The organism is Aeromonas sp. 603404 (assembly GCF_049171775.1).
GTDB lineage: Bacteria > Pseudomonadota > Gammaproteobacteria > Enterobacterales > Aeromonadaceae > Aeromonas > Aeromonas veronii_A.
This window is the reverse complement of record NZ_JAAKPE010000006.1, coordinates 63,758-89,292: the sequence shown is the minus strand read 5'-3', so window position 1 is coordinate 89,292 and position 25,535 is coordinate 63,758. Positions and strand designations below refer to the sequence as shown.

The following is a 25,535-nucleotide window of genomic DNA, read 5'->3' as shown; positions in this document are numbered from 1 at the left end:
TGTGCGTTTAATATATCCACCACTCTGGTGTTCCTGGCATACATCCCTATCCGTTTTTCCCAGTAAAATCGCCACTAAAGAACCATTCAAAACTATTGCATTAACAATTTTGCATCATTTTGTTTGACATATTGAACAGCCTTGGCAGACTGGGGAGAGGATCCAGGCTGTCGCTGCCGAGGCTGACCGACGATTCGATTCTGCCACCCGGTAAGACGCGGGATCCCATGACCATACCTTGAGGCATGCCCTTGCCCAGCCGATGTGCAAGGGTCTGCCCAAGGTGCAGGATGAGACTTCAACGCCAGGGATAATCAGGGTGTTCTATGCCAAATTCCATACTCGTCACCAACCGTAAACCCGTCGTGCTGATGACCATGGGGGCCCAGCCCCGCAACGGCCACGCCTATCAGGTAATGACCCACAAATACATCATGCCGCTGGTCGAGATCAGCGGCTGTGTCCCGCTGCTGGTGCCCACCTGCTGTGGCACCGCCGATCTGGAGCAGTATCTGGATCTGGCTGACGGCATCTATCTGAGCGGCGCCGGCTCCAACATCGATCCGGCGCTTTACGGACAGGAGAACCTCACCCCGGAGAAACAGCAGGACAGGGATCGCGACCTGTTCGATCTGCCCCTCATTAAGGGAGCCCTCGCCCGTGGCATGCCGATCCTCGGGATCTGTCGCGGCATGCAGGAGATCAACGTGGCACTGGGCGGAGATATCCACCAGAAGGTCTACACCGAACCGGGTTATGACGATCATCGGGAAGATGCCGACGATCCGGTCGACGAACAGTATGGGCCAAGTCATCAAATTGAGCTGCTGCCGGGCAGCTGGTTTGCCGAACTGATGGGGGCTGAACAGATACCGGTCAACTCCCTGCATGGACAGGGGCTAAACCGTCTTGGTGATGGCCTAGAGCCGCTGGCCCATGCCGAAGATGGACTGGTCGAGGCCATCCATGCTCCTACCCTCTCCCCTTTCCTGCTGGCAGTACAGTGGCACCCGGAGTGGAAAGCCAGCGAGAATCCTCACTCCATCAAGATCTTCCAGGCCTTTGGTGACGCCTGCCGACGCCGTCAGAGAGATAATCGTTAACGCTTATTCACCAAATCCTCGCGCCTTGAGCTTGGGCAATCCGCCCCGCTCGGGGCGCAGGGTACGGCAAATATCCATCCCCTTGAGCCCACGCTGGATATGATCAGGCGAATGGCCAAACACCATGCCGTTGCTGCGGTAGAGGTTGTTGTCATCCAGCTCGAACTTCTCGCCGCCGATCAGCAACTGCTCGCGGCCATTGACCGTATCACCCCGTTTGACGGGCACCTTCATATCGCTCAGCACCTCGCCGGTGGCACACCCCTCGCGCCAGCGCGCCTCGCTGGAGAAGGGGGTAATAGCTATTTCACGCCAGGAGCCATCCCGGAATTCGACCCGATACTTCTCGACCAGCAGATCGCAGCCAGCCAGTGGCAACAGGGCCATCAAACAGATGATTTTCTTTGAAAATTTCACTCAATCGCACTCCTTTGCCCGGTTCTGCACAGGATAAATAAATTGCTGCCCCAACGCACCATTTCCCCGTGCCGGAACGGCTATGCTGGAAATAAAACCATCACAAGGGGCCGTCATGTTCAGCGACAACCTCACTGCGCTACCCACACTGATATGGATCCGCGAACACCCGTTCTGGACCCTGCTCACACTCTCTCTGATGCTGCTCCACTTCTGGCGCCGCCCCGGGCAACGACGGGAGCTGCTCTCCGAGCTCAGCTTCGTGATGATAAGCACTGTCGTGATCCTGCTGATCCAGTTGGAAGGGGGCTGGTTCAAACTGCCGCTGCCCCATCAATTGCTGATCGAGATCTCCACCCTGCTGGCGGGCCTGATATTGGTAAAAGTGTGGGGGATACTGCTGTTCGAATTTCTTCTGCCCCTCTGCCAGATCCGCATCCCGCGGATCATCGCCGACATCGTCATCACCATCGGCTATATCGGCTGGGGTCTGTTTCGCCTCTACGCCTCCGGCATGGCGCTCGGGGAGATAGTCACCACCTCGGCGGTGATCACCGCGGTCATCGCCTTCGCCATGCAGGATACTTTGGGCAACCTGCTGGCCGGGGTCTCCATCCAGCTCGACAACTCCATCGCCATCGGGGACTGGCTGCAAGTAGACACCACCCAGGGCCGGGTGGTGGAGATCAACTGGCGTGCCACCACCATCGAGACCCGCAACTGGGAGACCGTCGTCATCCCCAACAGCCATCTGCTCAAACAGCGCTTCACCGTGCTCGGGCGTCGCCGTGGCGAGCCGCTGCAGTGGCGACGCTGGGTCTGGTTCGATCTGACCCTGGATACCCTGCCGACCCAGATCATCGCCCTGATCGAGAAATCCCTGCGAGAGACCAAGCTCCCCTGCGTCGCCAAGCATCCGCAACCGGACTGTCTGCTGATGAATGTCGAGGGGGGGATTGCCCGCTATGCAGTGCGCTACTGGCTGACCGATCTGGCTCGCGATGATCCGACCGACTCCATGGTACGCAGCCTGATCGATGCCGCCCTGCGTCGCAACGATCGCCGCCTTACCCCACCGATCTTCAATGTCTTTATGGCCAAGGAGAAGCAGCACCTGGATGCCCGCCACAAACGCCACACGGTCGAACGCACCGCGACCCTGCGCAAGTTACCTCTGTTTGCCATGTTGCAGGAGGATGAGCTGATCAGACTGGCGGACCAGGTGAAGTTTGCCCCCTTTGTCAGCGGTGACATCATGCTTGAGCAGGGAGAGGTCTCCAACTGGCTGTTCGTACTGGTCAAAGGGGAAGCCGAGATGCTGATTAATCTGGAAGGGAAAGAGTTGAAACTGGGCACTCTCGGCGCAGGTGACTTCTTCGGGGAACTGAGCCTGCTCACCGGCGAACCCAGTACCTTCACCGTGCGGGCGGTGGCCACCGTCGAAACCTATCGCATCAATCAGAGCATGTTCCAGGAGCTGGTCGCCCAGCGCGAGTCACTGGTCGAGCCCCTCTATCGAGTACTGAGTGACCGTCAGCAGGAGCAACAGGCACTGCTGGAACGAGAGGCAGAGTCAATGAAACGGCCACCACAACAGCTTGATCTGCTTGATAAACTGATGAAGCTGTTCGGGGGCAGATGACGTAGCATGGCATCTTGTTGAGGACGTGAAGAGAGAACAGCAGCCATGTTACTGACAACCCTGGCCCTTGCCGCCAGCCTGCAATTTGATTGTCCTGCCACCATCGAGGCTCGCCAGCAGCTGCTGACCCCGCAGCAGGGCTGGCAGGCCGTGACCCGCAACGACAACGGCAAACTTGGCGAGCGCCTCACCCATCGGCTGGATCGTCTCTCCCTGTTTGACGGAAATCCCGATGAGCGGGTCCAGCTCAAACCGGATAACGGCGACAGCGACGAGATCCACTACTGGAGCCAGCTCGATAGCAGCCTGCGCCCCCTCTATCTGGTCTGCCGCTATCAGAACAGCGCCATCACCCTGCAGCAGGCGCTGCCCGTCGGCATCAGTTACTGCCGCGTCAACCAGCGCGACCGCTACACCCTGCTCGGGTTGGTTTGTCGCAAATAGCGGGCGTAACCCCTTGCCATATATCGCTATTCGCTGACAGCCATTACCACCTGAGCGTGGCCACCCGCCAGCGCCATCAGAGCAGCAGCTCAGCCAGCTCCTCCAGTGCCGTCAGCTCCACGTCCGGCAACTGTTGCAGCCGTTGCCACGGTTGCTGCCGTTCGTTGAGCCAGGCGGCGCGAAAGCCATGCAGACGGGCACCCAGTACATCGGTCTCGGGATGATCCCCCACATGGAGGATCCGCTGCGCAGGCAGCTTGAGGGCACTGCGGGTCTGCTCAAACATATCCGGCGCCGGTTTCATCCTGGCGCCCGCCCCCGCCTTGCAGACCAGCGTGAAGTAGCGATCCAGCCCGGCCTGAAGCAGATCCAGATTGCCGTTGGTGATGACCACCAGCGGGTAGCGTTCGGCCAATCTGGCCAGCAGCTGATGAGTGGACTCGCTCACATCGATCTTCGAGCGCTCTGCCAGAAACGCAGCAAACACCTGCTCCGCCTCGCGACTGGCCTGCTGGTCGGCCATCCCCCCCTCGACCATGGCGGCGCGGATGGTCTGCTGGCGCGCCAGGCTGACATCGTGGCGCAGCCCGGGGTTGGCCAGCAACACAGCGCGTTTTAGCTCCAGCCAGCGTGGCTTGTCGAGCATGGCTGTCGCCAGATATTCGCTGCGCAGATGGCTCAACATCCACTGCTCGGCCCGCACGATGGCGGGGCCGTTGTCATAGAGGGTGTCATCGAGGTCAAACGAGATGGCAGCAACCGGCTGCCAGCGGCGATAGAAGTGCATGGACTATCCTCTGCAACGGGGCTCAGGGCCCGTTATTCATCGTCCTGCGCATCCGGGTCACGCTTGGCCCTGGGGTGGGCGCTGTCGTAAACCTTGGCCAGATGCTGGAAGTCGAGGTGGGTATAGATCTGGGTGGTGGAGAGGTCGGCATGTCCCAGCAGCTCCTGAACCGCCCGGAGATCGCCGGAAGACTCCAGCATATGGGTGGCGAAGCTGTGGCGCAGCTTGTGGGGATGGACGTGGGCGTTAAGCGCCTGCTTGTTGCCCCAGCCATCGAGGCGGGCCTGCACCGAGCGCGCCGACAGCCGCTGCTTGCGGTTGGAGACAAACAGCGCCTCGCTCTCATCCCCGGCCAGCAGCGGGCGCACCTTGAGCCACTTCTGCAGCCACTCCACCGCCATCCGGCCGATGGGCAGCACCCGCTCCCGCGAGCCCTTGCCGGTCACCTTGAGCTGGCGGTCGTCGAGCTTCAGATCCACCAGATTGATCCCCACCAGCTCGGCCAGACGCAGCCCTGAAGAGTACATCAGCTCCATGATGGCGCGATCCCGCACCGCCAGCGGATCCTGCTCGTCGGTAATGTTGAGCAGCTGGTGCATCTCGTCCACATCGAGGTTTTTCGGCAGCGGCCGCCCCTGTTTGGGGGTGACGATACCGCGAGCCGGATTGGCGGTGAGCCGCCCCTGCCGCACCTGCCAGTCGCAAAAGCTGCGCAGGGCCGAGACCTTGGTGGAAAGGGAACGAGGAGCAAGGCCCCCCTTGTGCATCCGGGTCACCAGAGTGCGCACCTGACTCGCCTCGAGCCGACCCCAATCAGTGAGCCCGAGGGCCACCAGCTCGGCGGTCATCGCCTCCAGATGGGCTTGATAGTTATTGCGGGTATGAGGGCTGAGCTGACGCTCGACCCTCAGGTATTCGATAAAGGCCGCCAGCTCGTCCGCCAGTGCCGCAGGCAGTGGCGGTGCGATGACGGGTGCTTTGGCAGGCGCCTTGGCCGGTGTTCTAGCCATGAGTCAACTCGGGCAGACGCAGTTGCAGCAGGCGCCCCAGTTGGCCCAGCAGCAGGGTGTCGTTGTGGGGAGTAAAGTGGCCGGGATCCGAGCTGGCGAAGGCCAGCACACCGAGATCGCCGAGCCGCATCAGGGCCACCGAGTTGACCAGCACATCATGGCCAAACAGCGCCTGCTTCTCGCTCTGGCTCAGGCGGCCAAAGTAGTAATCCTGCCCCGGCAGACGCTGACCCAGCAGGGATTCGAGCTGCTTGCCCTGCGCCAGAAAGCGCTGCTCGGGCCCGCTCAGGGCAAACTTCTTGGGATTGAGCCAGAGCCGCAGCCCGGTCAGGCGCAGCCGCTGGACAAAGGCCTTGCCCATCACGGCACTTACCTCGAACAGGGTCTGGCAGCCGTACAGCTCGCCGTAGAGATCGGCATAGACCCGGAAGATCCGCTCGTTTTCGCTGGCGATCCCCATCAATTCGGTGATCTCCTGCTCCAGCTGTTCGATCCGCTCGCGCTGACGCTCCAGCTGGCGCTCGACCAGCGAGACCGACCCTTTGCGTTCATGGGGAATGCGGATCCGGTCCAGCACGGCGGCATGGCGTTGGAAAAACTCGGGATAACGGGCCAGGTACTCCAGCACAGTGGCTTCATCCACCGATTGCTCCTGCCGTTTGAGTTCGCTCATAAATTGGTTGATCCATCAGAGAAATGGGGCTCGCTGCCCCGACATCATGGGCAAAGGGGGCCAGCGCCCCCCGTACCTGAACCTTTATCGGCTAAACCTCTATCTGGCCGTCAAACACATGCTCGGCGGGGCCTGTCATGTAGACCGGCTGGCCCGGCCCCTTCCAGGCGATGGTCAGCTTGCCGCCCGGCAGACTGACGGTGACCCGCTCCTTGAGCTTGCCCTGACTGATGCCAATCACCGCCGCCGCACAGGCACCGGTGCCGCAGGCCAGGGTCTCGCCACAGCCCCGCTCGAATACACGCAGCTTGATCTCGGTGGCGTTGACCATCTCCATGAAGCCGACGTTGACCCGCTCAGGGAAACGCTCGTGGCGCTCCATGATGGCACCGAGCGTCTCGACGGGCGCATCGGCGACCGAAGGCACCTCGATGACGCAGTGGGGATTACCCATGGAGACCACGCCACACATCACGGTATGCTCCTGCGCCCGCAACAGATAGGTTTTCTCTGCCTTCTGGGCCCGGAACGGGATCTTGCCCGGCTCAAACTGGGGAACACCCATGTTGACCGTGACCTGATTCTCCCCCTCCAGCTGCAACACGATGCGACCCCGGGCGGTACTGACCGCGATGCGATCCCGGTTGATCAGCCCCTTGAGACGCACGAAACGGGCAAAACAGCGGGCGCCGTTGCCGCACTGCTCCACCTCGCTGCCATCGGCATTGAAAATGCGATAGTGAAAGTCGAGTTCAGGGTCATAGGGCGGCTCCACCAGCAGCAGCTGGTCAAAGCCGATCCCGAAGTGGCGATCTGCCAGCTTCTTGATGACGTCATTGCTGAAAAATACCTTCTGGGTGACGCCATCCACCACCATGAAGTCGTTGCCCAAGCCATGCATCTTGGAAAAATCTATCAACATCGTGCATTCCTGTGCTGTTAGGGCTGTAAAAATTCACCGAACCAAGGGTCGCTAAACGCCATGAAGTCGTTGTCCAAAGCCCCATGCATCCTGGAACAATCTGTCAACATCGTGCATTCCTGTGCTGTTAGGGCTGTAAAAACTCACCGTCAACCGTTATGAAATCATTGTCCCAGCCTGCGCCATCAGGGCAGCAGGTGCTCACCACGCCAGAGATCGGCCAACTGCTCACGCTCGCGGATCAGATGTGCTTCGGCACCATCCACCAGCACTTCGGCTGCGCGCGGACGGGTGTTGTAGTTGGATGACATGGTAAAGCCGTAGGCTCCGGCCGAACGCACCGCCAGCAGGGAGCCTTCGGCAATGGCCAGGGTGCGCTCCTTGCCGAGGAAGTCGCCGGTCTCGCACACCGGGCCCACCACGTCATAGAGCGCGGGAGCATGACCGGCGCGGCTATCCACCTCGATGATGTTCATCCAGGCGCCGTAGAGCGAGGGGCGCAGCATGTCGTTCATACCGGCATCGATCAGCGCGAAGTTGCGGGTCTCGCCCGGCTTGAGGTACTCCACCCGGGTCAGCAGCACGCCGGCATTGGCGACGATGGCGCGGCCCGGCTCGAACAGCAGGGTCAGATCCCGGCCCGCCAGCTTCTGCTTCAGCGCTTCGGCGTACTCGGTCGGATGGGGCGGCTGCTCGGAACCGTAGTTGACCCCAAGGCCGCCCCCCACGTCCAGATGATGGATATGAATGCCTTCCGCTGCCAGACCGTCGATCAGCCGCAGCAACTTGTCAGCCGCTTCCATAAAGGGATTCAATTCAGTGAGTTGCGAGCCGATATGGCAATCCACCCCGACGATTTCGATGTTCGCCATCGCGGCCGCCTTGCGATAGATGGCGGGCGCCAGCTCGATGGGAATGCCGAACTTGTTCTGCTTGAGGCCAGTGGAGATATAGGGGTGAGTACCGGCATCGATATCCGGATTGACCCGCACCGAGACGCGGGCCTTCTTGCCCATGCTGCCCGCCACCCGATTGAGGCGCTCCAGCTCGGCTTCCGACTCCAGATTGAAGCAGAGGATCTCTTTATCCAGCGCAAGGCGCATCTCCGCTTCGCTCTTGGCGACCCCGGAGAAAACCACCTTGGCCGGATCACCGCCCGCCGCCAGTACCCGCGACAGCTCGCCACCGGAGACGATGTCAAACCCCGAGCCCAGACGGGCCAGCAGGTTGAGCAGCGCCAGATTGGAGTTGGCCTTCACCGCATAGCAGATCAGATGGGGAATATCGCCAGCGGCCTTGTCGAAGGCGTGCCAGTGGCGCTCGAGGGTCGCACGGGAGTAGACGTAAAGCGGGGTACCGTACTGCTCGGCAAGCTGTTGCAGCGAGGTTTGCTCGGCCTGAAGCTGGCCGTCGGCGTCGTAGTTAAAGTGATCCAAGGGGGCGGTTCCTTCCTAGAATGGGTGCGGCATTAGTGCGGCGCGGCCTCGGTGGCAGCCTCAGTGGTCGCAGGCGGCGCTGCTTGCGGTGTACTCTGGCTCTGTGGCTGCTCGGGGGGCGGCATATAGAGCGGCCCCTTCAGACCGCACGCGGCCAACCCGAGGGACAGAAGAGTGGCAAGCAGACACTTGGTGAACTGGGTGATCATAATGGTTCGCTGCGAAAAAATTTTTGGCCCTCTATAATCGCACTCACATTGTTAAAAGCAACAGGATAAACCGATGAAGGATCACGAGTATCACGCCCTGACCGACGCCTTTTTCCAATATGTGGAAGACACGCTCGACGAGGGGTATCCGGATATCGACTGCGAACGCAACGGTGGCGTATTGACCCTCTCTTTCGAGAACAAGACCAAGGTCATCATCAACAAGCAGGAGCCACTGCATCAGATTTGGGTCGCCACCCGCGAGAACGGCTTCCACTTCGAACTGCAGGGTGACACCTGGATCGACAACCGTTTCGGCCACGAGCTCAAGGCGCTGCTGAGCCAATCCTGCACCGCCCAGGCGGGCGAAGAGGTGGTGTTCCCATGACCGACCTGCACCCGCAGGGCGCCCGTCACGCGGTGATCTGGCTGCACGGGCTGGGTGATTCCGGCGCCGGTCTCGCCCCGCTGGTGGACGCGCTGGACCTGCCCGCCGAGCTACCGGTGCGTCACCTGCTGCCGGATGCCCCCGAGCGCCCCATCACCATCAACATGGGCTACAAGATGCGCGGCTGGTACGACATAAAGAGCTTCGAGGATCCCGCCGAGCGGGCCGTGGAGTCCCATGTCCGTGAATCAGCCGACCAGATTGCCGCATTGCTCGATCAGCTGGTGGCCGACGGGTTTGCCCCCGAGCATATCGTGCTGGCAGGCTTCTCTCAGGGCGGGGTGATTGCCTCCTTCACCGCGCTGCGCTATCAGGCACAGCTGGCGGGCCTGCTCTGCATGTCCACCTATCTGGCCGCCCCCGACAAGCTGCTCGGAGAAATAAGCGAGGCTGCTCGCACCCTGCCCATCTGCTACATGCACGGCATCTACGACGATGTGGTGAGCCTGTCGCTGGGTTGGGATGCCAAGAACCGGCTGGAAAGCGCCGGGCTCGCCCCCGAGTGGCACGAGTACCCGATGCGTCACGAGATCTGTCGTCCGCAGCTGGGCGACATTCGCAGCTGGCTGCTGGCTCGCCTCGGGGCCTGAGCTACCCGATAAAGCAAACGGCCTGCATCTGCAGGCCGTTTTTTATGGCGACTTACCCTCGCGGGTCAGCCCACTTCCCGGGTGGGCGGCACCTGCTCGCGCAGAGTGCCCTGACTGCGATAGGGGATCACATCCAGCTCGCCGTTCACTTGTACTATCTCGTAGTACTGGGGCAGGTTGAAGTTGATGAACTGACCGTCATCGCTGAACCGCTCGTGATTGGAGGTATAGAAGCGGTTGACACCCGCCACCAGCTCATCCTTGTTGCCGGCGAAGTGCTGGTAGATCTCCACCCGGTTCGCCTCATCGAGGATATAGATATTGGTGCCCGCATCCCGGGTATCGAAGAAGAACTGCACCAATCCTTCGCTGGCGTAGGCATCGACGATGCTCGGCAGATGCTGGCTGTGGGTCTTGTCGAGCCGCAGCGGCAGGTGATCCAGCTTGTTGTGGGAGATGTGACGGTAAAAATCGATGGCGTTCTCCAGCTTCTTCACCGACACCCCGCGCCGCTCGAAGAAGATGCCGTACTTCTCGCGGCCAAGGGCCATGGTCTTGACCAGCTGCTGCTTGTCGCGGGCAAGGCGCAGATCGATACACTCCGCCACCAGCTTCTGGAAACGGGAGCGCACCAGAGATCGGAAGTGCTGGCTATAGCAGAACACCTCGATCATCTCGGGGGCGGCGGCATCCTGATGCATCTTGCCGAGGATGGTGGTGAGGGCATCGACCACAGCTTCATCCCCCTGGAAGTGCAGGGTACGGATCTCGCTCCAGGAGTTGCGATAGACCAGATCCACCGAACCGACCAGACACTCCTGATTGCGACCGAACGAGAAGACATCCACTGTATTGGCGTCAAATTCGATCACCTGACCGACCCAGTGGCTGGTCGGGTCCATCTCCAGGTTGAGGAAGATGGAGAGCTGACGGATCTCGCACGGCCGACTGAGCGCCAGGTTGGTGGCCAACGGGTACTTCTCGGGGAAGCAGCCGGAGAGATCGCGGCAGAACTGGTGCAGATTGTCGATGTGCAGATCCGAGCCCTGATTGAACAGGTGCACCCGCGACTGGGGGGTCAGCAGATCGTTGAAGTAGGCCCAGGAGACCAGCTTGCTGATGTAGCCGTTGAACTCGAGCGGCGCGCGACCAATGATGTCCACCGGCTCCAGCGAATGTTTGTAGAGATACCAGCCGGCGCGGTTGAGGCGACCGTGGGGCACCTGCACGAAGCTAAGGTCGGGCTCGCTCAGATCCGGCGCGATCTTGAGGTTCACCCGCTGCACCTTGCCCGGCAGGCTCTCGAACGCGGCGTATAGTTTACGCGACAGGATGCCGATATCTTCCGGGTTGATCGACTCGCTGATGTTGTTGCGACGGGCGAACTGGATCAGGTTGCGGTAGCTCTGCATCAGGGCCTCCAGCAACTCGGCATGGGCGATCTTCACCTCCTCGACCTTCCACTCGTGGCGATGATCGAGGTGGTACAGTTTATCCTGGCTCCAACCCCAGTAGGAGACCAGTTGGCTCATCTGCTCGCGGCGCCACTCGGGAGAGTGATCATCCTTGGGATGACTGAGGCCATCGCACACCTTGAGGTAGAAGCAGCGGCGCACCAGATCGAGTCGCGCCATGTCGCCGATGGACTTGAGGTAATTGGTCACCTTGTCCAGCATCAGACAATAGTTGTCGAGCCGGTAGTGCATCCCCTCGTTGTGCTGAAACCAGTCGCGGCTGATCATCGATAGCAACCGGGTGTTGGGGTACTCGTGGGAATAAGCCTCCATCAGCACCGACTTGAGCACCGCCTTATAGGGGGAATCGATCCCCTTGTAGAGCTGCCACAGGGCAGAGCCGAAATACTCCTCCGCCGGAATCCGGTCAAAACTGCCGAGATCGAGCCAGTCATCCTGCCTGAGCTTGCCACTCTCGAACAGCTCGTTCACATACGCATCGTAGTGATCATCACACTCGGTGGGCACCAGATACCAGATCAAGCGTTTGCCCGCGATACGCATGGCGCTGCGGTAGAACTCGTCAAGCAGCAGCAGGTGCTGGGCGCTGCCACAGCTCTCTCCCTGCATCTCGGCATCGTTGGTCTGGCGGAACTTGTCTTCGGGGATCAGGAAGAAGTTGAGGTCGACCCCGCGCTGCTCCGCCCACTTGGAGAGCAACCGGCACTTCTGCTCCAGCAGGGCGAGCCGCTCCTGCGACAAGCCAGCCACGTGGCAAACCCAGATATCGAGATCGGAGTGACAGCACTGGCCGATGGAGGAGGTGCTGCCCATGGAGTAGAGCCCCTGAATGGCTCGATCATGGGTTGCCAGGCCGCTCTGACAGTTGGCGTTGCGACAGAGGTCATCGATAAAGGCTTGCTGCTCGGCGCTGGCGCTGAAGCTCCAGATGCCATGAGGAACATCACCGGAGACATAACCGGGGAGCAGGGGGTGATTGAAGTGCAGCATGACGGGCAGCAGTTGGAATACCTGCTGCCCGTAGCGACTCATGAGACCTAACGCCCGTTGCGTCTTGAGACGGGTAATGTCGTCATAACGCGCAACCAGCGTATCGATGTGTTCCTGCAATGCCCTGCCTATCACCTAAGTGAAAATGACGCACCAAAAGAGCGATACGTCAAAAAAGTGTGATCATGTTAACAATGCAAACAGCGGTGGTAAACAAGCCTTCAGCTAAACGTCAGATTATTTCTGGTATGACCACATCAAGTATCAGGGGAAATCATTAAATTCCAATGCATTCAATGAATTAATCAAGGCCGCTTGCTTAATGAAAATCATTTTCAGCATGCATTTTTGAGCTTGGCCCCGCTTTTGCCGGCTCCGCCATGAAAGCCCGGGCAAAGGGTGGTAATATCGATTTCCTTCTAAAAATGAAACAACTGATTGATATGGCAGCCCGAACCCTGAAAATTGCCACTCGCAAGAGCCCGCTGGCCCTGTGGCAGGCCAACTTTGTCAAAGACCGGCTCGAAGCCCTGCACCCGCAGTTGCAGGTCGAACTGGTGCCCATGAGCACTCAGGGTGACAAGATCCTCGATACCCCGCTGGCCAAGGTCGGTGGCAAGGGGTTGTTCGTCAAGGAGCTGGAGACCGCCATGCTGGAAGGACGGGCCGATATCGCCGTTCACTCCATGAAAGACGTTCCGGTAGAGTTCCCCGAGGGGCTCGGTCTGCACACCATCTGCGAGCGGGAAGATCCCCGCGACGCCTTCGTCTCCAATAGTTTCACAGCCATTGCCGAACTGCCGCAAGGGGCCGTGGTCGGCACCTCCAGCCTGCGCCGCCAGTGCCAGCTGCGCGCTGCGCGCCCGGATCTGGTGATCCGCGACCTGCGTGGCAACGTCAACACCCGCCTCGCCAAGCTGGATGCCGGTGAGTACGACGCCATCATCCTCGCCGCCGCCGGTCTGAAACGACTGGAGATGGCGCACCGCATTACCGCCTTGATCGAGCCGGAGCAGAGTCTGCCCGCCAACGGTCAGGGGGCTGTCGGCATCGAATGCCGCCTCGACGACGTTGAGCTGCACGCTCTGCTGGCGCCGTTGGAGCACGCCGAGACCCGCGCCCGGGTGCTGACCGAGCGCGCCATGAACCGCGCCCTGCAAGGGGGATGTCAGGTCCCCATCGGTGCCTACGCACTGGTCGACGGCGAGCAGATCTGGCTGCGCGGTCTGGTGGGTAGCCCGGATGGCAGTCAGGTTATCCGTGACGAGATCCGCGGCCCGCTGGCCGATGGTGAGGCGCTCGGCGAGCAACTGGCCCAGCGTCTGCTGGCCGCCGGTGCCGACGAGATCCTGGCCGAGGTCTACCGCGCATGACACCGCTGGTGGTGCGTCCGGCCGCCCAAGCCGCCGAGCTGGTGCAGTTGCTGCGCCAGCACGGTCATGCACCACTCTGCTGCCCGCTGCTGGAAACCGTGGCGGGCAGTGAACTCCCCCGCTTGCCCAACCTGTTGCACAGCGCCGATATCGTTATCGCGGTCAGCATCCATGCCGTTCATTTTGCACACGATTTTCTGTTGCAAACTGGTCAGACCTGGCCACATATTGAGTACTTTGCGGTGGGTCAGGCCAGCGCAGATGCGTTTGCCGCTATCGGCATCACAGCAAGCTGCCCGGATGACCCGCGCAGCGAAGGGCTGCTGGCCCTGCCCGCCCTGCAGCAGGTAGCAGGCAAACGGGTACTGATCTTGCGCGGTAATGGCGGGCGGGATCTCATCGCCAGCACGCTGGCCTCACGCGGTGCTCTGGTGCACTATTGTGCGGCCTATGAACGCCACTACCCCGAGCTAGACGGGGAGACATTGACCCGCCACTGGCAGGCAGCGGGGCTGGACAGCCTGCTCATTACCAGTGGTGAACTGCTGCAACGGCTGCTGGAGCTGGTTCCCGACCACCAGCGGCCCTGGCTTTTTGACCGCCTGCTGGTGGTCCCCAGCCCGCGAGTGGCCGAGATGGCCCACTCCGCGGGCTTTATCCATATCACGATTGCCCAAGGTGCATCCAACCAGGCCCTGACGGCCGCACTGGAACTGAGGAAGATGGAATGACAGAACAACAAGAATCCCAGGTAAAACCCCAGCCGACCGCTGCGGTCAATGGCAGCAAGAGCCGCTCCGGTGCCGTACTGGGAGGGGTCGCCATCCTGCTGGCCCTTGGCCTGACCGGCGGTCTCTATCTGCACGGTCACAAGAATGCCGTGGCCCAGCAAGCCGAACTGGCCCAGCTCAAGCAGCAGCTGGCGAGCGCCCTGAGCAAGATCGACCAGACCAGCAGCAAGGATGCCGAGCAGCTGGCCGCGCTGGATCAAACCCAGCAGCGGCTGCAAGGGGAGATGCAGGGTCTGCAGAACCGGGTACTGGATCTCAACGATAAACGCCCCAACGACTGGATGCTGGCCGAATCCGAGTATCTGGTTCGGATGGCGGGTCGCAAACTGTGGCTGGAGCATGACCTCGTCTCCGCCATCACATTGCTCGGCAATGCCGACGAGCGGATCGCCGCCCTCAACGACCCCAGCCTGATGCCGATCCGCAAGGCGCTGGCCGAGGATATCGCCAAGCTCAAGGGGATGCCGCGCATCGACCGCGAGGGGCTGACCCTCAAGCTGGCCGCGCTCTCAGATCAGATCGAGCTGCTGCCCCTCTCCACCGTCAGCATGCCGGAAGCCAAGGCCGAGCCGGATCAGGCGGTCAGCGCCAATCCCGACGAGTGGGAGAGCAACCTGAAGAAGAACTGGGTCAAGTTCACCGAGAACTTCGTCACCATCCGTCGCCGCGATGGCGCGGTCGAGGCGCTGCTCTCGCCGCAGCAGGAGATCTTCCTGCGTGAAAACCTCAAAACCAAGCTGTTGCAGGCCCAGCTCTCCGTCTATCGCGAGCAGCAGGCGCTCTACGAAGACAGCCTGGACAAGGCCCAGCGCTGGCTGACCCAGTATTTCGACACCGACAACAGCGCCACCCGCTACATGCAGGGCGAGATCGACAAGCTCAAGGGTGAGCAGATCCAGATCGACTATCCGGCCCAGTTCAAGACCCAGGCGATGCTGGAGCAGGTGCTGACCGAACGCCTGCAACGCATTCTGGCCAGCAGCTGAGGAGGGCACCATGATCCGTATAATCATTCTGGTTGCCGTGATGGTCGCAGGGCTGATCTTTGGCCCGCAAGCCTCCGGTAACAAGGGCTATGTGCTGATTGCCCTTGGCAATTACACCATCGAATCCTCCGTCACCAGCGCGGTGATCCTGGCCGTGCTGTTCTACGGAGCCCTGCTGATCGTCGAATGGCTGCTGGGTCGGGTATTCGGCCTGCGCCGCAAGACCCTCGGCTGGTACGGCTCGCGCCGCCGCCGCAAGGCCAATCAACAGACCGTCGCCGCCACCCTGGCGATGGCCGAAGGGCACTACAGTCAGGCTGAAAAACTGATGATCAAGGGGGCCAGCAACAGCGATACCCCGCTGCTCAACTACCTGAGCGCCGCCAAGGCGGCACAGGCCCGTGGTGACGACGCCCGCCGGGATCAATACCTGCAAAAAGCGCAGGAAGAGAATCCCAAAGCCGAGCTGGCGCTCACCCTGACCCAAACCCAATTGCAAATCGAGCAGGGCCAGTACGATACCGCGCTGGCGATGCTGGAGTCGGTCTACGCCCTCAACCCGCGCCACCCCATGGTGCTGGATCAGCTGCGTCAGGTGCATCTGGCCCGTCAGGACTGGAGCGCCCTGTGCGACCTGATCCCGGCGCTGCACAAGGTGGGCAAGCTGACCCCGAAACAGGAAGAAGATCTGCTGCAACAAGCCTGGTGTGGTCGCCTGCAACAGGCTGCCGGCAGCCTCGAGACCCTCAAGGCGGTGTGGCAGGATCTGCCGCGCAAACTGCGCCTCGAGCCAGAACTGCTGGCCTGCTACGGCGATCTGCTGCGCCAGCTGGGCGCCGATGGCGAGGCCGCCACCCTGTGGCAGGAGGCGCTGCGCAAACAGCCGATGCCGCAGCTGCTGGCTCGCCTGCCCAAGCTGAAACTCGACAGCTACCAGCCGCTGTTGGCACTGCTGCAAAAACAGCAGGGGCAACCGGAGGTGGACACCGCACTGGCCCAGCTCTATCTACTGGCCGGTCAGCTGGACGATGCCCAGAAGCTGCTGGAGCAGGAGGTGGAGCGGGCGCCGAGCGCCGCCGCCTACCATGCTCTCGGCCAGCTGATGGACAAGCGCCGCCTTACCAACAAGGCCAACGAGTACTATCGTCAGGCACTGGAGCTGGCGGGGATCTGATCCCCGGCGAATAGAAACGCGAGAGGCCGCATGATGCGGCCTCTTTTTTTATATCTTCGCCCTGCTCTCGTCAGGTGGTGAGCCGCTCCAGCTCGCCGATCAGCCAGATGGCCTCGGCGCGATGGCTGCCGCACACATCCATCATGGGGCGAAAACCGCCACACACCGCCGGCCGCTCCGGTTGACCGAAAATCTTGCAGCCAAGGGCGCTATCGAGCTGGATACAGGGGACGCCAGCCGGTTTGCCATCTGGCATACCGGGAATGGCACTGCTGATACTGGGGGCGATGCAACAGGCAGCGCAGCCGCTACGACACTCCATAGACTCCACTCCTTTGGGATGGTCTGAGCCACCATAGCCGAAGCGGCGGCACAAACGTAGCTGGCGCACAACAAAAAGCCCGACCGCACGGGCGATCGGGCTTCAAACAACACAGCCGGTTCAGCGAGCCATCATCACAGGATGATGTCACGTACCACGCTGTCTTTGCGCTCCAGGTAATGGATCGACTTGATACGACGAATGGTACGGGATTTACCACGGATCAACAGAGTCTCGGTGGTCGCCATCACGCCATCGCTGGTGATGCCATCCAGCAAATCACCCTTGGTGATGCCGGTGGCGGAGAAGATGACGTTGTCATTCTTCGCCATATCTTCCAGCTTGAGCACCTTGTTGACGTCGATGCCCAGCGCTTCGCAGCGGGCAATTTCCTGCTCGCCCAGCGCACGCACTTCCGGGCTGTCGCCCTTGACCCGGTGACGCGGCACCAGACGGGCCTGCATGTCGCCATCCAGCGCGCGGATCACCGCCGCGGAGATCACCCCTTCCGGTGCGCCGCCGATGCCATAAAGCATGTCGACTTCACTGTCCGGCAGACAGGTGAGGATGGAGGCGGCAACGTCACCATCAGGAATGGCGAACACCCGCACGCCCAGACCCTGCATCTCCTTGATTGCCTTGTCATGACGCGGCTTGGCCAGGGTAATGACAGTCAAACGGGAGAGCGGCTTGCCCAGCGCCTTGGCCACGGACTTCAGGTTCAGCTCGAGAGCCTGATCCAGGTCGATGGCGCCTTTGGCCTTGGGCCCGACGATCAGCTTTTCCATGTACATGTCAGGTGCTTTCAGGAAAGAACCCTTGTCGCCCACCGCCAGCACGGCCAGCGCGTTGGCCTGACCCATGGCGGTCATGCGGGTACCCTCGATGGGATCGACCGCGATATCCACCGCGTCGCCGTGTCCGGTACCGACCTTCTCGCCGATATAGAGCATCGGCGCTTCATCAATTTCACCTTCGCCGATCACAATCTCACCATCGATCTCGATCTGGTTGAGAATGTGGCGCATGGCCGCTACGGCCGCCCCATCAGCGATATTCTTGTCACCACGTCCGAGCCACTTGTAGCCAGCCAGTGCAGCCGCTTCCGTCACTCGGGAAAACTCGATTGCCAGTTCACGTCTCATCGCATATCCAACCTATGGAGCTCGAAAACGGGCGGCATTCTACCACAAGGGCAAACCTTTGCGCACAAAAGTAGCTGCCAGGTGCATAAATGTAGCCAATTCATCCAATTGCAACCCAATTGCCATCGACTCTTCATCCAGTTGTCACCCCGCTGTCATGCATCTTCCCTAGGATGGCCCCGTCTTCAAAACAAAAGCTTGCAACACAAGGGATTAAGATGAAAAAGCTGACTGTAGTGGCACTGGCTCTGACCGCCGCCTTCCAGGCGCAAGCCGTTGAGGTGTATAAAAATGATACCGCCATGCTGGACCTGTATGGCCGCATCTACGCCGGTCAATTCTTCGGCGACAAGAAAGAAAACGTCGATACCGCCAACCCGAATGGCACCAAGGATTACAGCGCCAAGCAAGGGGCTAACCAGTTTGTCCGCTTCGGTGCCAAGGCTGAAACCCAGATCCAGAGCGGTCTGAAGGCGCTGGCCCAGTACGAAGTGCAGATGTACATCAACGACAGCGAGAAGACCATCAGCGAGAGCTCCGACAACCTGCGTACCCGTCTGGCCTTTGCCGGTGTGGGCGCTGACTGGGGTACAGTGACCTTCGGTCGCCAGAAAGGTGCCCCGGGTTTCCTGGCGGACTGGACTGATGTCTCCCTCTCCGACGGCTACGGTAACGAAGCGCTGGGTGCAAAGACCGACACCTTCGCCACCAACCGCGCCGGTTCCGTACTGAAATACTCCGGCCTGTTCAATGGCTTCCAGCTCGACACCAGCTACAAGTTCGACGGTGGTGACACCGAAGAGACTACCAGCAAGGATAGCGACGCGGCCTACGGAGCAGCCGTGGCCTATACCTTCCCTTTCAACCTGTCGCTGGGTACTGCCTATAACGTCGGCCTGCGCGACAAGAGCGGTGAAGAAGATGCAAAACTGTGGCTGATCTCCGCCAAGTTTGACAACAAGGCCGCCTACGCCGCCCTCAGTTATGCCGATGGCAGCGACTTCCTGGCGACCGGCACCGATCACACCGGTTGGGAAGCCGCGCTGGGCTACAACTTCGAGAATGGCTTCGGTCTGATGGCGCTGTGGAACAAACAGGAGCAGGACAAGGCTGGCACCAAGAAAGACAATGTGGATTACTACACCCTGGGAGCCCAGTACAAGTTCAACAAGAACCTGCGGGTGATCGGCGAGTACCGCATCAACAATCTGGACAGCGTTGCCGGCAAAGCGACCGCCAACAAGGATGACTTCCAGCTGGCTGCTCGCTACGACTTCTAATCGAGGTTTTCTGATACCCAAAGCGCGATGGCTTGCCATCGCGCTTTTTCGTCGCTGTTGCTCAGAAAACCACAAACTGGCCTAGGCTCAAGAGTAGATGTATCGCCGGAGAGATGATCATGGTCAGGCTGCTTTTCGTCCTGCTCTTGCTGCTGGCTCTTCCCGCTCACGCCCTCAATATCGCCATGGTACTGTGGCGTGGCGAAACCGCCGCCGAGGCGGGCTTTCGGGCCGAACTGACCCGACTTGGCTATCAGACCACCATCACCGTCTACAATGCCAATCAGGATCGCACGGCGCTGGCGACCATGCTACGTCAGCAGATGCTGCCGAAACTGGCCGAATACGACTACATCTACACCTTCGGTACCACAGCCACCACCATGGCAAAGAGTTTGGTCGCCAATCGCAAGCCCATGATATTCAATGTGGTTTCAGATCCTGTCGGGGCAGGTTTTCTCTCTGAGGACAAGGCTCAGAACAGCATGGTCGCCGGGGTAAGCAATATGGTGCCGATGGCGCTGCAACTGGCCAATGCCAGCAAGTACCTCCCATCGGATAAGCGGCTGCTGCTACCCTTCAACCCGCGGGAGCAAAACACCCTGCTGGTGGCCGACATGCTGATCAACGCGGCCAAAGGTTACCAATGGCAAGTCGCAACCTGGCGTATAGCACCGGATCCAAAGCGACTGGAGAACGAGTTGAAGCGGCTGCAACAGGATGCCAAAAACGACATCGTCTTTCTGGCCGCAGACAGCTATCTGCTCTCCATCGCCCCCCGTTTGCTGAATGCACTCAACGCAGCTGCCATCCCTACCATCTGCAGTGCAGAGCTGTTCGTCGAGCACGGCTGCAGCGTTGGCACCATCAGCAGCTACGAGGCGCTGGGCAAGATGGCCGCAGTAATCATCCATCGCCACCAGCAGGGAACGCAGTTGCAGGATATTCCGCTGCAGACCGATCCCCACCCCAAACTGGTGCTGGGGCAACTGGGCAGCACCACCAAGCAGGAGAAGAACCCCGAAAAACCGAAGCCTTGATAAAGATCTCGGCCAATCAGGCTCCAGGCGGGTATGCTGTTGACCCCCATAGCCCGAGAGCCTTTTCCCATGAGCACCACCGTCTTTTTTGCCGTTCTGCTGGCAGCCCTGCTTCACGCCAGCTGGAATGCGCTGGTCAAAATTGGCGAAGAGCGGCTGGTGGGGGTGTCACTGGTGGCGATCTTTTCAGGGCTTATCGCCGCCGTGGCGCTGCTGCCCATGGGGCTTCCCTCTGCTGCCGAGCTGCCCTGGCTCGGCCTCTCAGTCCTGCTCCATATCGGTTACTGCCTGTTTCTCAGCCATGCCTACAATCAGGGCGATTTTGGCCAGATCTATCCGCTGGCCCGTGGCAGTGCCCCGCTGCTCGCCATGGCGTTAAGTGCCATATTGCTGGGGGACTACCCCGGTTACGGCGGCATCATCGGCGCCTGCGTGCTGATCATGGGGGTCTTGCTGATGGCCAGGCGAGGTGGGCAGCAGCGCCTTGACAGCAAAGCGGTTCGGGCAGCACTGATCACGGCCATGTTCACGGCGACCTATACCCTCTCGGATGGGGCCGGCGCCCGTGCAGGGGGTGAACCGGTACGCTACACCCTCTGGCTCTTTGCCTGTACCGGGCTGGCGATGCTGCTGGTGTTGCTCGTCCACCAAAAGCGCAACGCATGGCGCCAGATCCGTCGCCATGCGATGGCGGGAATTGCAGGAGGTGCCATGTCACTGCTCGCCTACGGGATTGTTATCTGGGCCATGACCCAAGCCCCCATTGGCGTGGTCGCGGCTCTGCGCGAAAGCAGTGTGCTGTTTGCCATGCTGCTCTCGGTCTGGCTGCTGAAAGAGCCGCTCGGGCGCATGCGGCTGACGGCGGCGGCCATTATCACCGGCGGCGTGCTGCTGACCCGGCTGGGAGGATAAGCGCTGTCGCCATTGGTGCAGATTTATCTGACAGGATGGCGTAATTCACTCCGCCAAATATGCCGAATACCAACTAATGGAAATAAGTGTCGGCCCGGGCGTAAATGTTTACATCCGCAACGTATCAATTAACTGGCAGGTCTGTTTATTTCAACCACAGCTTCATTCGGGAAACTTACCTGCCAAGCAGCATTAATGATAAAATCGTTCACAGTTAATTTTCGGCAACGCTGACCAATACTGCGCATGGCACAGACCATGCCGCTCCGCCCATACATTCATTGACCGCCTGACGGGTAAGCCAGCCCGGTCAGAGATGACCCGATCGCGCCCGCCACAGCAGGATGGCATGGCGCTACCGCGTTATTAATGGGTCCGGTTTCGTCTGTTTAATTTTTGATTATTTTAAATCCAGCACCATCAGGGAGTTTTTAATATGTCGGCAAAAAAGCTGAAGTTGGGCGCCTTTATATTGATGATATTAACATCGGTATTTGGCGTCACTAATATCGGGATCGGTTTTTACCGAATGGGATATGCCGCCATTCCGATGTTCGTGATCGGCGGTCTGTTTTTCTTCATCCCGTTCATTTTGATGATGATTGAGTTTGGTACCGGCTTTCGCAAAGAGGCGGGCGGCATCTTTACCTGGATGCGCCACTCGGTCTCGACCCGATTCGCCTTTATCGGTCTGACCATGTGGTTCGCCTCCTACGTCATCTGGATGTTTGGCAAGGCGCTCTCTATGTGGGTGCCCCTCTCCTTCATGCTGTTTGGCCGCGACATCACCGTCATCCCGGTCACCCTGGGCACCAGCATCGACTTCGGCCCCTTTATTCTGGGAGTGGTCGCCATCGCGCTGGTTGCCACCGTCACCAAGCTCATCACCCTGGGTAGCGCCCGCTTCGCCAAAGTGGCGGCCATCGGCGGTCTCTCCGTGGTGGCACTCAACGTGTTGCTGCTGGTCGGTGGCGTCTTCACCTTCGCGGTGAGCGGCATGACTCTGCAGGAGCCCTTCACCCAGGCATCGCTGACGGCTTCTCCCAATGCCGCTTTCAACGACATCATCCCCTTCCTCGGCTTTATGGTGTTCGCCATCTTCGCCTACGGCGGGGTCGAGGCGATGGCCGGGGTGGCTGACGAGCTGGAAGATCCGGAGCGCGACCTCAAGCGCGGCATCTTCCTCTCCGGCGCCTTCATCGTGCTCTGCTACATCATCGGCTTTCTGGCGGTCGGCTCCATCATGCGCTGGAGCGACTTCCCGGCCGAGGGGATCACCTCACTCTCCGCCCTTTTCATCATCATGCTGGAGCTGGGGCGCCATCTGGGTGGCGAGTGGCTGGGACAGGTGTTCATGCGCTTTGCTGGCCTTGGTATGTTCCTGAGCTATCTGGGTGCCTTTATCGCCCTCTCCTACGCGCCGCTGCGCCAGTTCATCACCGGCACCCCGAGCTACTTCTGGCCGGAGCGTTTCCAGCGCGAGAACGAGAATGGCGTGCGGATTGAAGCCCTCAAGGTGCAAGCCTGGGTGGTCTGTCTGTTCATTGCCGCCAAGTCCATCTTTACCCTGATCAACCCGGAAGGGGCCGCCGCCCTCTATGAGCTGATCATCACCATGACCAACGTCGGCATGACCCTGCCCTACATGTTCCTCATCTACGCCTGGTATCGCTATCGCAACAACCCGGCGCTGGGCAAGGACCTGATCTTCTTCAAGAGCGCGGGCTCGGTACTGTTTGCCACCATCATCAGCCTGATCCTGGTCGCCTTCGGCAACGTCTTTACCGTGGTCGCCCCCTTTATCTCCGGCGATATCTCCACCGGCGTCTGGACCATCATTGGCCCGCTGCTGTTCGTGGTGATCGCCATGCGCTTCAAGATCAAGCAGGAAGATGCCCACTAAACGGTAAGCAATGCTCCATGCCAATCGGGACTGTTCTGGTCCCGATTTTTTTTAGCGCCGGCTTCCGCTCGCCATCACGACCAGCCCATATTGTTAATGCAGAAAAGACTCCATGGAGACCCTTTTTACGTTCTCCTCGCCGCCAGAGCGTGCTCAACGCCGTAAATTATCAATATCAAGGTGAGAATGATTGTGAAGCGCCAGTTCACGACATATAACTTAGCGAGATATCCCTGTATTTCGTCCGGTAGAGCTGATCATGATGATGCGTTCCCTCCTTCCCCTGTTGCTTGGCGCAGTAATGCTGCCGGCCACTATGGACAGTGCCCATGCCAACCCCTTTTCCGCCAGCAGCAAAAGCAGCAGCGGCTTTCTCGAGCGACGGGATGTGCCCAACCTCAGCTCGGCTGCCTTCGTGGTGGCCAACCACAGAACCGGCGAGGTGATCTCCGAGCGCAACGGCAACCGGGTAATGCCCATCGCCTCACTCACCAAGCTGATGACGGCGCTGGTAGTGCTGGATGCCAACCTGCGCCTCAACGAAATGCTCACCGTGACCAATGCCGACATCGACCGCATCAAGGGAACCGGCTCGCGCCTGGCCATAGGTTCCAGGCTCAGCCGCGCCGAAATGCTCCATATCGCCCTGATGTCCTCTGAAAACCGTGCCGCCTCGGCACTGGCCCGCCACTATCCCGGCGGTCAGCGCGCCTTTGTCGAGGCGATGAACGCCAAAGCCCGCATGCTGGGGATGTGGAATACCCACTATGCAGACAGCACCGGGCTCAACCCGCGCAATGTCTCCACCGCGCAGGATCTCGCCAAGCTCGCCGCCGCAGCGGCCTCCTATCCGCTGATCCGCCAGTACTCCACCGACGAGCAGAGTTATGTGCGCACCAACAAGCGTCAGCTGCACTACCTCAACTCCAACCGGCTGATCCGCGAAGGGCAATGGGAGTTCACCCTCTCCAAGACCGGCTATATCCGTGAAGCGGGCCGCTGTCTGGTGCTGGGCACCAAGGTCAATCGTGAGCCGGTGATCATGGTGTTGCTCAATGCCGAGACCACCAACGATCGGGTCGCCGACGCCAAGCGGATCAAAACCTGGCTGGAGAGCTCGGGCAGAACCACCCTGGCCGCCAACCAGAGCAGCATGCTGACTCACCAGTAAGCTCGAGATCCCCAACCAAGCGAGGCGCCCGCCTCGCTTTTTTATCTGCATGAGCGCGCCCAAAAAACGGGAGCCCGCTCCCGTTACAGGTAACACCTTCCACCATCCCGTTACAAAATGTAACTACTCAACAGCGTAATTCACACTAATAGAATCAATTGGTTGTAACCTAGCAGCGAGAATTTTAGCGTGCCATCACAACCCCTGTAACGACGAGCCACCATGCGTATTTCCAGTATCGAGTGCGGGCGGGTACTGGCCATTCTGGCCGTGATGACCATTCACGTATCCCCCTTCGCCAATCCGTTCAATCCCGCCCTGTGGGGAAGTGGATCCTGGCTCTGGCTGAGCGGCACCATCAACCAGTTATGCCGCTTTGCCGTGCCGCTGTTTTTCCTCTGTGCCGGTTACTTTCTGCAGCCGAGACTGAGCCGCGAAGCGCCGCTGACCGTGGCCTGGCGCTACTGCCACCCCTTGCTGCTGCTCTGGCTGGTATGGAGTCTGGTCTACCTGCTGGTGCCGTTCAATCCGCTGGATGCCGTACAGCAAGGCTATCTGGCCTCCCTGCGCGGGCAGTGGCAATTCCAGCTCGGCGACCCCCTCAATGGCTGGCTGGTGGGCGGCATGATCCACCTCTGGTTCCTGCCAGCCCTGGTCATGGCGGTAGCCCTGCTGGCACTCTGTTACCGGCTTGGCAGACCATCGCTCGCCATCTGGCTGGGTCTTGGCCTCTACCTGCTGGCGCTGCTGGGGGGCTCCTATGCCAAGCCGCTGCTGGGCGCCGAGTGGCCACTGCTCACCCGTAACGGCCCCTTCTTCTCCCTGCTGTTTGTGGCGCTCGGGGCCCTGTTGCGCCAGCGTCAGTGGCAGCCCGATGCCCGCACCGGCTGGCAACTGCTGCTGGCGGGCGTGACGCTCTATGGCTGTGAAGCCTGGGCGCTGCAGCACTTTGCCGCAGTGCCGCTCACCCGCCACGACTTCCTGCTCGGCTCCCTTCCCTGGGCTCTCGGCCTGTTTGGACTGCTGCTGGCCAACCCCGAGTGGGGCAAGGGCAGCTGGCTTGAACGTCAGGCCCCCAAAGTGCTCGGGATCTACTGCCTGCACATGATGCTGGTGGTCTGGCTCTTCGTGTTTGGCCCGCAGGCCGCATCCATCCTGTGGGAGATCGCCAAGGTGCCGCTGCTGCTGGGATCGTCTCTGCTGGTCTATCGCCTGCTGGCGACTATCCCCCTCACCCGCCGACTGCTGAGCACTCGCTGAGTCCGATATCCGGCCCGTCCTATCGGGCTGGA

The 25,535-nt window shown here is 60.3% G+C and carries 25 protein-coding genes; 15 read left to right on the top strand and 10 right to left on the bottom strand.

The genetic code is table 11. From position 1 onward, the window contains the following. Positions 1-326: 326 nt before the first annotated feature. Positions 327-1,103, top strand: a complete 777-nt coding sequence (locus G5306_RS10435; protein ID WP_216952729.1) for a gamma-glutamyl-gamma-aminobutyrate hydrolase family protein — start codon at positions 327-329, stop codon at positions 1,101-1,103. A gap of 3 nt (positions 1,104-1,106) precedes the next feature. Here G5306_RS10435 and G5306_RS10430 read toward each other — a convergent pair whose 3' ends face one another. Continuing rightward, positions 1,107-1,490 (bottom strand): hypothetical protein, encoded by a 384-nt coding sequence (locus G5306_RS10430; protein WP_421312878.1) that lies wholly within the window; start codon positions 1,488-1,490, stop codon positions 1,107-1,109. Positions 1,491-1,635: 145 nt separating this feature from the next. Between G5306_RS10430 and G5306_RS10425 the strand changes: the two genes are divergently transcribed. Together G5306_RS10425 and G5306_RS10420 are read left to right on the top strand one after the other, a co-directional pair. After that, positions 1,636-3,162, top strand: coding sequence for a mechanosensitive ion channel family protein (locus G5306_RS10425; protein ID WP_216954494.1), 1,527 nt, complete (start codon positions 1,636-1,638; stop codon positions 3,160-3,162). 45 nt (positions 3,163-3,207) lie between these two features. After that, positions 3,208-3,606 carry an STY0301 family protein gene (locus G5306_RS10420; RefSeq protein ID WP_216952728.1) on the top strand — a complete coding sequence of 133 codons (399 nt, stop codon included), beginning with the start codon at positions 3,208-3,210 and terminating at the stop codon, positions 3,604-3,606. A gap of 76 nt (positions 3,607-3,682) precedes the next feature. On the opposite strand, the gene G5306_RS10415 is transcribed toward G5306_RS10420, so the two are convergent. The 6 genes from G5306_RS10415 to lptM all read right to left on the bottom strand — a co-directional run bounded on the left by G5306_RS10415 (position 3,683) and on the right by lptM (position 8,643). Next, complete coding sequence (locus G5306_RS10415) at positions 3,683-4,393, bottom strand: HAD-IA family hydrolase (RefSeq protein WP_216952727.1); 711 nt, start codon at positions 4,391-4,393, stop codon at positions 3,683-3,685. A gap of 32 nt (positions 4,394-4,425) precedes the next feature. After that, positions 4,426-5,403, bottom strand: coding sequence for a tyrosine recombinase XerC (xerC, locus tag G5306_RS10410; protein ID WP_337073095.1), 978 nt, complete (start codon positions 5,401-5,403; stop codon positions 4,426-4,428). Beyond that, positions 5,396-6,076, bottom strand: coding sequence for a DUF484 family protein (locus G5306_RS10405; RefSeq protein ID WP_005336370.1), 681 nt, complete (start codon positions 6,074-6,076; stop codon positions 5,396-5,398). The genes xerC and G5306_RS10405 overlap by 8 nt, the downstream gene beginning before the upstream one ends. Positions 6,077-6,167: 91 nt before the next feature. Beyond that, positions 6,168-6,998, bottom strand: coding sequence for a diaminopimelate epimerase (dapF, locus tag G5306_RS10400; RefSeq protein ID WP_005336371.1), 831 nt, complete (start codon positions 6,996-6,998; stop codon positions 6,168-6,170). 185 nt (positions 6,999-7,183) lie between these two features. Further along, entirely contained in the window at positions 7,184-8,434 is a 1,251-nt protein-coding gene (gene lysA / locus G5306_RS10395; RefSeq protein WP_064335261.1) for a diaminopimelate decarboxylase, read from the bottom strand. 32 nt (positions 8,435-8,466) lie between these two features. Further along, a complete protein-coding gene (gene lptM / locus G5306_RS10390; protein ID WP_019444858.1) occupies positions 8,467-8,643 on the bottom strand; it encodes an LPS translocon maturation chaperone LptM in 177 nt (58 codons plus the stop codon). A 73-nt stretch (positions 8,644-8,716) separates the two neighbouring features. On the opposite strand from lptM, the gene cyaY reads away from it, so the two are divergent. Further along, positions 8,717-9,031 (top strand): iron donor protein CyaY, encoded by a 315-nt coding sequence (gene cyaY, locus G5306_RS10385; RefSeq protein WP_069554181.1) that lies wholly within the window; start codon positions 8,717-8,719, stop codon positions 9,029-9,031. After that, positions 9,028-9,681 (top strand): alpha/beta hydrolase, encoded by a 654-nt coding sequence (locus tag G5306_RS10380; RefSeq protein WP_421208910.1) that lies wholly within the window; start codon positions 9,028-9,030, stop codon positions 9,679-9,681. Before cyaY ends, G5306_RS10380 begins: the two co-directional genes overlap by 4 nt. Positions 9,682-9,746: 65 nt before the next feature. Here G5306_RS10380 and G5306_RS10375 read toward each other — a convergent pair whose 3' ends face one another. Beyond that, positions 9,747-12,266, bottom strand: a complete 2,520-nt coding sequence (locus G5306_RS10375) for a class I adenylate cyclase (protein ID WP_421312835.1) — start codon at positions 12,264-12,266, stop codon at positions 9,747-9,749. A 323-nt stretch (positions 12,267-12,589) separates the two neighbouring features. On the opposite strand from G5306_RS10375, the gene hemC reads away from it, so the two are divergent. Genes hemC through G5306_RS10355 form a run of 4 tightly spaced genes read left to right on the top strand, consistent with a single transcriptional unit; the run spans position 12,590 to position 16,470 of the window. After that, complete coding sequence (gene hemC / locus G5306_RS10370) at positions 12,590-13,519, top strand: hydroxymethylbilane synthase (protein WP_421312877.1); 930 nt, start codon at positions 12,590-12,592, stop codon at positions 13,517-13,519. Then, complete coding sequence (locus G5306_RS10365; protein WP_421212210.1) at positions 13,516-14,250, top strand: uroporphyrinogen-III synthase; 735 nt, start codon at positions 13,516-13,518, stop codon at positions 14,248-14,250. Before hemC ends, G5306_RS10365 begins: the two co-directional genes overlap by 4 nt. Next, positions 14,247-15,296 (top strand): uroporphyrinogen-III C-methyltransferase, encoded by a 1,050-nt coding sequence (locus G5306_RS10360; protein ID WP_005355191.1) that lies wholly within the window; start codon positions 14,247-14,249, stop codon positions 15,294-15,296. Before G5306_RS10365 ends, G5306_RS10360 begins: the two co-directional genes overlap by 4 nt. Positions 15,297-15,306: 10 nt before the next feature. Further along, the gene (locus G5306_RS10355) at positions 15,307-16,470 is read left to right on the top strand and encodes a heme biosynthesis HemY N-terminal domain-containing protein (RefSeq protein ID WP_100646922.1); all 1,164 of its coding nucleotides are present in this window, start codon (positions 15,307-15,309) and stop codon (positions 16,468-16,470) included. Between the two features lie 70 nt (positions 16,471-16,540). Here G5306_RS10355 and G5306_RS10350 read toward each other — a convergent pair whose 3' ends face one another. Continuing rightward, positions 16,541-16,792 carry a YkgJ family cysteine cluster protein gene (locus G5306_RS10350; protein WP_005336384.1) on the bottom strand — a complete coding sequence of 84 codons (252 nt, stop codon included), beginning with the start codon at positions 16,790-16,792 and terminating at the stop codon, positions 16,541-16,543. Positions 16,793-16,926: 134 nt separating this feature from the next. After that, positions 16,927-17,937 (bottom strand): class II fructose-bisphosphatase, encoded by a 1,011-nt coding sequence (gene glpX / locus G5306_RS10345; protein WP_005336386.1) that lies wholly within the window; start codon positions 17,935-17,937, stop codon positions 16,927-16,929. Between the two features lie 218 nt (positions 17,938-18,155). Between glpX and G5306_RS10340 the strand changes: the two genes are divergently transcribed. From G5306_RS10340 to G5306_RS10315, 6 genes are all read left to right on the top strand, one after another. Then, the gene (locus tag G5306_RS10340; protein WP_216952723.1) at positions 18,156-19,217 is read left to right on the top strand and encodes a porin; all 1,062 of its coding nucleotides are present in this window, start codon (positions 18,156-18,158) and stop codon (positions 19,215-19,217) included. Positions 19,218-19,336: 119 nt separating this feature from the next. Next, positions 19,337-20,257 carry an ABC transporter substrate-binding protein gene (locus G5306_RS10335; protein ID WP_421255064.1) on the top strand — a complete coding sequence of 307 codons (921 nt, stop codon included), beginning with the start codon at positions 19,337-19,339 and terminating at the stop codon, positions 20,255-20,257. A 33-nt stretch (positions 20,258-20,290) separates the two neighbouring features. Then, a complete protein-coding gene (locus tag G5306_RS10330; RefSeq protein WP_421255063.1) occupies positions 20,291-21,169 on the top strand; it encodes an EamA family transporter in 879 nt (292 codons plus the stop codon). 436 nt (positions 21,170-21,605) lie between these two features. Next, complete coding sequence (gene yjeM, locus G5306_RS10325; protein ID WP_421208912.1) at positions 21,606-23,072, top strand: glutamate/gamma-aminobutyrate family transporter YjeM; 1,467 nt, start codon at positions 21,606-21,608, stop codon at positions 23,070-23,072. Between the two features lie 259 nt (positions 23,073-23,331). Further along, entirely contained in the window at positions 23,332-24,243 is a 912-nt protein-coding gene (gene pbpG / locus G5306_RS10320) for a D-alanyl-D-alanine endopeptidase (RefSeq protein ID WP_042053464.1), read from the top strand. A 222-nt stretch (positions 24,244-24,465) separates the two neighbouring features. After that, positions 24,466-25,503: an acyltransferase gene (locus G5306_RS10315; RefSeq protein WP_227341551.1), complete on the top strand. Its 1,038-nt coding sequence runs from the start codon at positions 24,466-24,468 to the stop codon at positions 25,501-25,503. Positions 25,504-25,535 lie beyond the last annotated feature (32 nt).

Excerpts from the sequence above, each read along its gene's own strand:
- G5306_RS10435 (WP_216952729.1), top strand. The coding sequence starts at position 327 with ATGCCAAATTCCATACTCGTCACCAACCGTAAACCCGTCGTGCTGATG.
- G5306_RS10430 (WP_421312878.1), bottom strand. The coding sequence starts at position 1,490 with ATGGCCCTGTTGCCACTGGCTGGCTGCGATCTGCTGGTCGAGAAGTAT.
- G5306_RS10425 (WP_216954494.1), top strand. The coding sequence starts at position 1,636 with ATGTTCAGCGACAACCTCACTGCGCTACCCACACTGATATGGATCCGC.
- G5306_RS10420 (WP_216952728.1), top strand. The coding sequence starts at position 3,208 with ATGTTACTGACAACCCTGGCCCTTGCCGCCAGCCTGCAATTTGATTGT.
- G5306_RS10415 (WP_216952727.1), bottom strand. The coding sequence starts at position 4,393 with ATGCACTTCTATCGCCGCTGGCAGCCGGTTGCTGCCATCTCGTTTGAC.
- xerC (WP_337073095.1), bottom strand. The coding sequence starts at position 5,403 with ATGGCTAGAACACCGGCCAAGGCGCCTGCCAAAGCACCCGTCATCGCA.
- G5306_RS10405 (WP_005336370.1), bottom strand. The coding sequence starts at position 6,076 with ATGAGCGAACTCAAACGGCAGGAGCAATCGGTGGATGAAGCCACTGTG.
- dapF (WP_005336371.1), bottom strand. The coding sequence starts at position 6,998 with ATGTTGATAGATTTTTCCAAGATGCATGGCTTGGGCAACGACTTCATG.
- lptM (WP_019444858.1), bottom strand. The coding sequence starts at position 8,643 with ATGATCACCCAGTTCACCAAGTGTCTGCTTGCCACTCTTCTGTCCCTC.
- cyaY (WP_069554181.1), top strand. The coding sequence starts at position 8,717 with ATGAAGGATCACGAGTATCACGCCCTGACCGACGCCTTTTTCCAATAT.
- G5306_RS10380 (WP_421208910.1), top strand. The coding sequence starts at position 9,028 with ATGACCGACCTGCACCCGCAGGGCGCCCGTCACGCGGTGATCTGGCTG.
- hemC (WP_421312877.1), top strand. The coding sequence starts at position 12,590 with ATGGCAGCCCGAACCCTGAAAATTGCCACTCGCAAGAGCCCGCTGGCC.
- G5306_RS10365 (WP_421212210.1), top strand. The coding sequence starts at position 13,516 with ATGACACCGCTGGTGGTGCGTCCGGCCGCCCAAGCCGCCGAGCTGGTG.
- G5306_RS10360 (WP_005355191.1), top strand. The coding sequence starts at position 14,247 with ATGACAGAACAACAAGAATCCCAGGTAAAACCCCAGCCGACCGCTGCG.
- G5306_RS10355 (WP_100646922.1), top strand. The coding sequence starts at position 15,307 with ATGATCCGTATAATCATTCTGGTTGCCGTGATGGTCGCAGGGCTGATC.
- G5306_RS10350 (WP_005336384.1), bottom strand. The coding sequence starts at position 16,792 with ATGGAGTGTCGTAGCGGCTGCGCTGCCTGTTGCATCGCCCCCAGTATC.
- glpX (WP_005336386.1), bottom strand. The coding sequence starts at position 17,937 with ATGAGACGTGAACTGGCAATCGAGTTTTCCCGAGTGACGGAAGCGGCT.
- G5306_RS10340 (WP_216952723.1), top strand. The coding sequence starts at position 18,156 with ATGAAAAAGCTGACTGTAGTGGCACTGGCTCTGACCGCCGCCTTCCAG.
- G5306_RS10335 (WP_421255064.1), top strand. The coding sequence starts at position 19,337 with ATGGTCAGGCTGCTTTTCGTCCTGCTCTTGCTGCTGGCTCTTCCCGCT.
- G5306_RS10330 (WP_421255063.1), top strand. The coding sequence starts at position 20,291 with ATGCTGTTGACCCCCATAGCCCGAGAGCCTTTTCCCATGAGCACCACC.
- yjeM (WP_421208912.1), top strand. The coding sequence starts at position 21,606 with ATGTCGGCAAAAAAGCTGAAGTTGGGCGCCTTTATATTGATGATATTA.
- pbpG (WP_042053464.1), top strand. The coding sequence starts at position 23,332 with ATGATGATGCGTTCCCTCCTTCCCCTGTTGCTTGGCGCAGTAATGCTG.
- G5306_RS10315 (WP_227341551.1), top strand. The coding sequence starts at position 24,466 with ATGCGTATTTCCAGTATCGAGTGCGGGCGGGTACTGGCCATTCTGGCC.